This window comes from Streptomyces sp. NWU339 (assembly GCF_003143855.1).
Lineage (GTDB): Bacteria > Actinomycetota > Actinomycetes > Streptomycetales > Streptomycetaceae > Streptomyces.
This window is the reverse complement of sequence record NZ_QFRK01000118.1, coordinates 1-8,200: the sequence shown is the minus strand read 5'-3', so window position 1 is coordinate 8,200 and position 8,200 is coordinate 1. Positions and strand designations below refer to the sequence as shown.

The following is an 8,200-nucleotide window of genomic DNA, read 5'->3' as shown; positions in this document are numbered from 1 at the left end:
CGGCATCAAGTGCTGGGCGGACAAGGCCTACCAGGGCGCCGGACCCGCCGTCCGCGTCCCGATCCGGGGCAAGCACCTGCGCGGCTGGCGCCGCCGCCACAACCGCGATCACGCAAAGATCCGAAGCCTCGGCGAACGCGCCATCGCCACCCTCAAGTGCTGGCGAGTACTCCGCAAACTGCGCTGCAGCACCACGAGGATCACCACCGTCGTCCGCGCCATCGTCGCTCTCGAACTCACCAGCTGATCAAGATGGAAACGGCTCAGTGTGGAGGGCCTCGTACTCGGCGGGCGGGAGGTGCCCGAGCTCTCCGTGGAGGCGTCGCCGGTTGAACCAGTCGATGTACTCCGCCACGGCGATCTCGATGTCGTTGATGCCGGTCCACGGGCCCTTGTTGCGGATCAGCTCGGCCTTGAACAGGCTGTTGAATGCCTCGGCGAGGGCGTTGTCGTACGAGTCGCCACGCGAGCCGACCGAGGCCACGGCGGCCTCATCGGCGAGGCGTTCGGTGTAGCGCAGGGCACGGTATTGCACGCCGCGGTCGGAGTGATGGATCAGCCCGGCCAGGTCCGCACCGTCGCGTCGGCGGCGCCAGATACCCATGTCCAGGGCATCCAGGGCGAGATCGGTGTAGAGGCTGGTGGCGACCTGCCAGCCGACGACCATGCGGGAGAAGACGTCGATGACGAACGCGGCGTACACCCAGCCGGAGAAGGTGCGGATGTAGGTGATGTCCGCGACCCACAGCTGGTTCGGCCCGCTCGCGGTGAACTCGCGTTTGACCAGGTCGGCGGGGCGGCCGGTCTCGGGAGCGGGCCGGGTGGTGCGCGGTCCCCTGGCCCTGCTCACGCCGCGCAGGCCGGCCTCGCGCATGAGGCGTTCCACGGTGCAGCGGGCCACCTTCCGGCCGGCTCTGCGCAGCGCGGCGTGGATCTTCCGGGCGCCGTAGACGCCGTAGTTGGCGGCGTGGAGCACGCGTATCTCCTCGGTGAGCCGCGCATCGCGCAGGCTGCGGGCACTGGGCGGCCTGCCGGCGGCGGCGTAGTAGGTGCTCGGCGCGATCTCGGCGTCGGTGCCCGTCAGGACCTCGCAGATCGGCTGGACGCCGAACTCCTGTTTGTGCCGGTCGATGTAGGCGACCTTCAGCGCAGTGGGCGGTCCAGCTCCGCGGCGAAGAAAGCCGAGGCGGACTTCAGGATGGCGTTGGCCCGGCGTAGCTCCTTGTTCTCGCGCTCCAGCTCGGCGATCCGGGCTGCGTCGGCGCTGGTGGTGCCCTCACGCAGGCCCTCGTCGGTCTCGGCCCGTTTGACCCAGGTGCGCAGGGCCTCGGGGTGGACATCGAGCTGTTCGGCGATGCGGCGGATCGCTCCGGTCCGGCCGGCGGGGTCCTTGCGGGCCTCGACCGCCATCCGCGTCGCACGCTCACGCAGTTCGTCGGAGTACTTCTTGGGCGCAGCCATGATCGGCATCCTTCCGGGTCTTCGATATCTCCATCAAACCCGGGGCGATTCAGGGCTAGGCAGTGTCTTTGCGATCATCCGATCGTTGGCTGGCTGTGATGGATGGGGAGATATCTGACGCGGCGTGGTCGGTGATCGAGCCGTTGTTGCCGTCGGCGGGCCGGGTGCGAAGGGGGCTTGAGAAGCGTGGGCTCGGACGCTCCCGCGGCGGGCTGACCAGCAACATCCACCTTGTGACGGGCGGGGCCGGCCGTTGTCCTTCACTGTCACGGCTGGCACCCGCAACGACTGCACCCAGGCCGAGACGGTCATCGACGCCATCCGCGTCATCCAACCCGGACCGGGACGACCCCGTGGTCGACCCGAGCGGCTGGTGGCCGACAAGGGTTACTCGGCCCGCTCTTTCCGCGCCTACCTGTGCAGACGCGGAATCAAGGCGACCATCCCGGAACGCGTTGACCGGCTTGCGGGCCAATCGTCGGCGCAGAGGCAGTGCGGGCGGCCGGCCCGCCGGATTTGACCGCGAGCGCCACCGGCGGCGCAACGAGGTCGAGCGTTGCTTCCACCGCCTGAAGCAATGGCGCGGCATCGCCACCCGCTACGAGAAACAGCCCGGCCGCTACCTCGCAGCCATCACCCTGGCCAGCGCACTCATCTGGCTCGAGACGTGATCGACAAGACGCTCCCCAGGCCTCCCCCTCACTGACTGCGCCGCCGTCGGAGCGTGCCCGGCCGACAGCCCGCTCCTCGACGCGGCGGGCGTCGGCATCGCCTTCAACGCCCCGGACGACGTCCGCCTGGCGAGCACGGCGGTGGAGGGCGACGACCTGCGCACGGTCATCCCGGCGCTGGAAGGGCTCACCGCCAGAGCGAAGTAGCTGGACGCCCCGCCCGTTATCACCCGATGGTATTTCCGCCGAAGGGGCGACACGTCACAGTGCGCGCCCTGCCCGCCCGGCTGTATAGGATATCTGTCGTGCCCGGTGAAACTGACCTGCGACAACTCTTGATCGGCATGCGGCCGGAACTGAATCCAGGACGCTATGTGTTCACCACCGTGGCCGGTGGCATCCGGCCCGGGGTGACCCCGGTCGTCACGGTGACCGAACCGGAGGGTCTCACCCTGGTGCTGCGGCAGGAGGACGCCGAGGCGGCAGGGCTCAAGTACGACTACGTGGCCGGGTGGTTGGTCCTGCGGGTGTACTCGGCCCTGGACGCGGTGGGCCTGACCGCCGCCGTCGCACAGGAACTCGCCGGGGCCGGGATGAGCTGCAACGTGGTGGCTGGATTCCACCACGACCATCTCTTCGTGCCGTACGAGGCGACGCACCGTGCCCTGGAGCTGCTCGAAGGACTCTCCCGCAGATGTGCGGCCGACGTCGCGTAGTAGCCTCGGTGATCCATTCGGGAAGGGCCTTCGACATGCTCAGGACGCGGAGAACCGACCCCTGCCGGGCGCTCCGGGTTCGTACGCTCCCCTTCCCGTCACCGGGGAGAGGACTGAAGAAATGACAGCAAGCGTGCGCACCTCGGAGACCATCGAGGTGGTGGGAGCACGAACCAACAACCTCCGCGACGTCACCGTGCGCATCCCCAAGGGGCGGGTGGTGGCCTTCACCGGCGTCAGCGGCAGCGGCAAGACCTCCTTAGCGATCGACACCCTGCACAACGAGGCCCAACTCCGTTACCTGGAAGGGCTATCACCGTTCGTCCGGCAGTACATCACCCAGCGCAACCGCCCTAAGGTGGACCGGGTCCTCGGCCTGGGCGCCACCCTCGCCGTCGACCAGCGTCGGCTCAATCGCAATCCGCGCTCCACCGTCGCCACCATCACTGGCATCGACGGCCACCTCGGGCTGCTCTACTCCCGGCTGCCAGGCATCGGCCCGGACGCGCTCCCCGGTGACGGACATCTCAGCTCCGCCCACTTCGACCGGCACACCCCGGAAGGAAGCTGCTCCGAGTGCCACGGCGTCGGCGGAGTTTGGCAGGCTCAGGAGGAACTCGTCATCACGCGACCGGAGTTGCCCCTCTTCGAGGGAGCCTCCCCCTGGTACGCGAAGTGGCGTTCCGCCGAACACGCCTTCATCCCCGCACTGGCCGAGAAGCGCGGCGTGGACCTCGCCCTGCCCTGGCAGTCGCTACCCGAGCGCTTCCGGTACGAGGTGCTGTACGGCACGGGTGACGAGAAGATCGAAGCCACCGTCGACGTGCCGAACAAGAACGAGACGTCCTCCTGGACGTACACCTCCAGCGAGCCGCTGCGAGGAGCGCTCGCCGAGGTCGAGCGAGTCTTCGCGAACGCGGCGACACCCAGCGCGAAAGAGCGGTATCTGCCGTACATGCGCAAAATGCCCTGTACCACCTGCGGGGGAACCGGTTACGACGAGATCGCCCGGTCGGTAAGGCTCGGCGGGCTCGCCTACCCCGAACTGCTGGAGGCCGACGTTGGCGAGGTACGTGCCTGGGGTGGCCGGGTCACCTCCGGCCTCGACACCGCACAGCGCGCGGTCGGCGAACCCCTCCTCCAGGATCTCGCCCGCAGGCTCCGGGTGCTGGACCGCCTCGGCCTCGCCCACCTGCAACTGTCCCGCAGCGCGGCCACCCTGTCCGGCGGCGAACTCCAGCGCACCCGGCTCGCCGCCCAGCTCAGCACCGAACTTAGCGACATCATCTTCGTACTCGACGAACCGGGCACCGGCCTCCACCCCGCCGACAAGGCCCATCTACTGGACATAGCACTGGAGTTGCGCGCCGCCGGGAACACCGTGCTGCTGGTCGAGCACGACCCGGAACTCATCGCCCGTGCCGACTGGGTCATCGACATGGGACCGGGCGCCGGACGGCTCGGCGGCGAGGTGCTTGTCTCCGGCGCCCCCGCCGACGTCGCCGGACACCCCCGCTCGCTCACCGGCCACTACCTCGCCGGGAAGGGACCGCGGCTGCGCCGCAGCCGTCGGCCGGTCGGGGAGGGCACCGGCTGGGTGGAACTGCACGGGCTGTCCGCGCACAACGTGACGGCGGACCTGGTCCGCTTCCCCGTGGGCCGGCTGACCTGCCTGACCGGGGTCAGCGGCAGTGGCAAGAGCAGCCTCCTCGGCGCCCTCGGTGCCGGGACCGAGGCGGCTCTGGCCGGAACGGCGGCCGACGCCGTCCGCCGGGTCACCGGGGCCGGGGCCTTCGGCTGGGTCGCCGTGGTCGACCAGGAGCCGATCGGCCGGACACCCCGGTCCAACCCCGCCACCTACAGCAAGGCGTTCGATATTGTCCGCAAGCTGTTCGCGGAGACCGACGAGGCACGCAAGCGCGGCATCAAGGCCTCCTGGTTCTCCTTCAACACGGCCAACGGCGGACGCTGCGAGGTCTGCACGGGTTACGGCCGCAAGCTGGTCAACATGCACTTCCTGCCGGACGTGTGGGTGGTCTGCGACGCCTGCGAGGGACGCCGCTACACATCGGAGGCCCTGGAGATCACCTACCAGGGACTGACCATCGACGGGGTGCTGGAGCTGACCGTCGCCGAGGCCGTCGAACGCCTCACGGGGAACAGGCAGTTGGCGGAAACGCTCAAGGCCATGGACCGGGTCGGCCTCGGCTATCTGCAACTCGGCCAGAACGCCACGGAACTCTCCGGTGGCGAGGCGCAGCGCCTCAAGCTCGCGTCGGCGATCCAGCGCGGTTCCGAGGGCCGCAAGGCCGGACTGGTCGTGCTCGACGAACCCGTCTCGGGTCTGCACCCCTCCGACATCCAGCGCATGGTGGACGCCTTCGACCTGCTCCTGGACTCGGGCAACACGGTGGTCGTCGCTGAGCACGACATCCCCGTCGCGGCCTCCGCGGACTGGGTGATCGATCTCGGCCCGGGAGCCGGACCGGACGGAGGGGCGGTCGTGGCGGCCGGCACCCCCGACCAGGTCGCCGAGGCCCACACCCCGACCGCGGGCTACTTCCGCCGGTACATGGCGGGCCTGCCGCTGCTGAACGGGCATGGCGACCATTGACACACCGGTGACGCCCCGCGCCCGGCCGTTGCGCACACGGTCAGGCACGGGGCGATACCAGCTCCACGGCGGTGATGTCCGGGTCGGCGTCCAGACGGACCGGCGGCCCCCAGAAGCCGGTGCCCCGGTTCACGTAGAGCAGGGTGTCCCGGTACCGGCTCAGCCCGGCGACGTTCGGTTCGACCAAGGACGCGAGACGGGTGAAGGGCCACAGCTGGCCGCCATGGGTGTGCCCGGACAACTGGAGGTCCACCCCGTACCGGGCGGCCTCCGTGACCTGCGCGGGCTGGTGGGCGAGGAGAACCACGGCCCGGTCCCGGTCACGTCCGCCCAACGCGGCTTCGTAGTCGGGGCCGTCGTCGTGGTTGACGCCACTCGCGTCCTCGTCCCCGGCCAGGTCGAAGCCCGGCAGGGCGATCCGCTCGTTGCGCAAGGGACGCAGCCCGAGCCCGCTCACGAAGCGGACCCACTGCTCGGCGCCCGAGTAGAACTCGTGGTTCCCGGTGACGTAGTACGCGCCGTGCGGCGCCCGCAGGTCCGCGAGCGGTTCGGCGGCCCGCCCCTGGACAGCCACGTCGGCGTCCTCCACTAGGTCACCCACGAGGGCCACCAGGTCCGGCTCGGTGCCGTTGAGGAGGTCCACCAGCTGCCGCGTGCGGGAACGCCCCACCAGCACGTTCAGGTGGATGTCGCTGATCAGCGCGATCCGGAAACCGTGGGCCTCCGGGCCGAGCCGGGCCAGGGGCACGACGAGGTGCCTGACGCGGGGCGGTCCCGGCGGCGACGGCGACGACCCCGGCTCACGAACATCCGCCGGGAGGCCAGGAGCTCGTCGGCCGACGCGGGCGCCGGGCTGTCCGGGCCGGGCACGGAGCCCGTACCGTACGGGCGCTCCCCTCCGTCATCGGACGCCGTCCTCAGGGCTGGGGACGCCGTGTCACCGACGGAGCTCCTCCGCCGGACCCGCATCAGCACGGGGCGGACCGCCTCACCCGCCAGCAGCGCCAGCGTCAGGTAGAGGATCCCCGCCATCCAGGTGAAGCCGGGCCAGCCGACTGCGGTGGCCAGCGAAGCGGGCAGCGCGCGCTCCCCGGGCGGTGCGGCCACCAGCAGCACGATCAGGACCGTACCGACCCGGCGCCACCACGAACCCGGGTACGTCGTGGCGCGGACCATCCGCCACCACACGTAGGAGTGGGCGCCGGCCAGGACGGGCAGCACGAGCGCGACGAACAACGCGGAGGACACCGGATCCCCGGATCAGCCGGCGACCGTGCGCGGCTCACCGCACCAGCGACGCAGCGCCCTCGTCAACCCGAGGCCGGGCTCGACGCCCGCCCAGGCCACGTATCCGTCCGGCCGGAGCAGCACATGCGCGGGCCACCGGGCGCCGAGGGGTTCGGCGAGCACACCCGTACGCAGCCGGGCCTCCCAGCCCGCGGCGGCGGGCGGACAGCCCTCCGTGCCGGTCAGCACGAAATGACCGCTCCGGAACAACTCGTACAGCCGTTCCGGGCCGCCGGGGGGTCACCACGAGCGGCCGGTCCGGTATGCGCCGACCCGTCCACCGGTCACGCTTGTCCGCCGGGTTCGGGTACCGCTCCGCCTCGTAACTGTCGAGCAGCCCTTGCAGCGCCCATCCGTCGAGGACCGCCCGCAGCTTCCAGCCCAGGTTGAACGCGTCCTGGATACCGGTCTGGAGCCCCTGTCCGCCGGACGGAATGTGCGTGTGCGCGGCGTCCCCCGCGAGCAGTACCCGGCCGGCCCGGTACGTCTTCGCGTGCCGCTGCGAGCTGCGGAACCGGGACAGCCACAGCGGGTTGTGCATGCCGATGTCCGAGCCCAGGATGGCGGCGCAGCTCTCGCTCAGGTCCTCCAGCGTCAGTGGCTCGTCGGCGGGGACGGCGAACTTCTCCCGGTCCAGCACGATGACCCGGTACGTGCCGTCACGGAACGGGAACAGGGCCGCCATGCCGCGCCGGGTGATCCGCGCGTACTCGGCCGGCCCCGGCGGGCTGCTCAGCCGGGCGTCGGCCATCATCAGCGACTGGTCGTAGTTCCAGCCGTCGAATTCCACGCCGATGGCGTCATGAACGGTGGAGTTCACCCCGTCACAGCCGACGACGTACCGGGCCCGGACGGTGGCCGGACCCTCTGGCCCGGTCAACTCGACATCGACCCCGTCGTCGTCCTGCGACAGCCCGGTCATCTCGGTCCCGAAGAGCAGCACCGCGCCCGCCTTTTCGGCGGCGGCCTGCAGCGCGTCCTCCGTCCGCGCCTGCGGGATGGACAGGCTGAAGGGGAAAGGCGTGTCGAGCAGCCCGTAGTCCAGGTAGCCATCCTCGTTGCCGAGCGGCGGATGCGGGCATTCCCGCCCCCAGGCCAGCACGTCACCCACCCGGCCGCGCATGTCGAGGAGTTCCAGGGTGCGGGGCTCGACCGTGCCGGCAGGGGACAGCCGGCTGCGCCCGGTGCGCTTGTCGACCACCTGGCAAGAGACGCCGAAGCCGGCCAGTTCCGCCGCGAGCGCGAGCCCGGCGGGTCCGGCGCCGGCGATGAGCACCTGGGGGGACGGTGGCATCTTCTGACTCCTTCGCAACGGCCGGACCCGCCGCACGGGCAGTGCGCGGGGCGCGATACCACGGCAGGCGCGGGCCGGTCCGGGACCACGGGGCCGCTTCACGTCGGGATGACGGCCAGTTAACGGGCGGGTGGGAAGCGGSCSCGTGGTCCCGGAC

General features: G+C 70.7%; 8 protein-coding genes and 2 pseudogenes. 5 read left to right on the top strand and 5 right to left on the bottom strand.

The window, feature by feature from the left end:
- On the top strand, positions 1 to 247 hold a 247-nt coding region (locus DIZ27_RS43545), incomplete at its 5' end, for a transposase family protein (RefSeq protein ID WP_146229137.1).
- Here the strand turns inward: DIZ27_RS43545 and DIZ27_RS43540 are convergent.
- A protein-coding gene (locus DIZ27_RS43540) for an IS3 family transposase (RefSeq protein ID WP_375232086.1) occupies positions 248 to 1,461 on the bottom strand; the annotation gives its coding sequence in 2 pieces (ribosomal slippage) (positions 248 to 1,182 and positions 1,182 to 1,461; 1,215 coding nt in all).
- A gap of 244 nt (positions 1,462 to 1,705) precedes the next feature.
- Here DIZ27_RS43540 and DIZ27_RS49140 point away from each other — a divergent pair.
- The 4 genes and pseudogenes from DIZ27_RS49140 to DIZ27_RS43520 form a co-directional block, all read left to right on the top strand.
- A pseudogene (locus DIZ27_RS49140) lies at positions 1,706 to 1,981 on the top strand (transposase); the annotation flags it as partial.
- Positions 1,926 to 2,132: a transposase gene (locus tag DIZ27_RS43530; protein WP_181384015.1), complete on the top strand. Its 207-nt coding sequence runs from the start codon at positions 1,926 to 1,928 to the stop codon at positions 2,130 to 2,132. The pseudogene DIZ27_RS49140 and the gene DIZ27_RS43530, both read left to right, overlap by 56 nt.
- A 305-nt stretch (positions 2,133 to 2,437) precedes the next feature.
- Entirely contained in the window at positions 2,438 to 2,848 is a 411-nt protein-coding gene (locus tag DIZ27_RS43525) for an ACT domain-containing protein (protein WP_109383793.1), read from the top strand.
- A gap of 121 nt (positions 2,849 to 2,969) precedes the next feature.
- A complete protein-coding gene (locus DIZ27_RS43520; RefSeq protein WP_109383792.1) occupies positions 2,970 to 5,462 on the top strand; it encodes an excinuclease ABC subunit UvrA in 2,493 nt (830 codons plus the stop codon).
- Between the two features lie 40 nt (positions 5,463 to 5,502).
- Here DIZ27_RS43520 and DIZ27_RS48620 read toward each other — a convergent pair whose 3' ends face one another.
- From DIZ27_RS48620 to DIZ27_RS43510, 4 genes and pseudogenes are all read right to left on the bottom strand, one after another.
- Positions 5,503 to 6,210 carry a metallophosphoesterase gene (locus tag DIZ27_RS48620; RefSeq protein WP_309075000.1) on the bottom strand — a complete coding sequence of 236 codons (708 nt, stop codon included), beginning with the start codon at positions 6,208 to 6,210 and terminating at the stop codon, positions 5,503 to 5,505.
- Entirely contained in the window at positions 6,159 to 6,710 is a 552-nt protein-coding gene (locus tag DIZ27_RS48615) for a hypothetical protein (RefSeq protein WP_309074998.1), read from the bottom strand. Before DIZ27_RS48615 ends, DIZ27_RS48620 begins: the two co-directional genes overlap by 52 nt.
- A 12-nt stretch (positions 6,711 to 6,722) precedes the next feature.
- Positions 6,723 to 6,938 carry a hypothetical protein gene (locus DIZ27_RS49135; protein ID WP_375232085.1) on the bottom strand — a complete coding sequence of 72 codons (216 nt, stop codon included), beginning with the start codon at positions 6,936 to 6,938 and terminating at the stop codon, positions 6,723 to 6,725.
- Between the two features lie 172 nt (positions 6,939 to 7,110).
- Positions 7,111 to 8,043, bottom strand: a pseudogene (locus tag DIZ27_RS43510) (FAD-dependent monooxygenase); the annotation flags it as partial.
- Between the last annotated feature and the right edge of the window lie 157 nt (positions 8,044 to 8,200).

Coding starts and splice junctions, on each gene's coding strand:
- DIZ27_RS43520 (WP_109383792.1), top strand. CDS start 2,970: ATGACAGCAAGCGTGCGCACCTCGGAGACCATCGAGGTGGTGGGAGCA.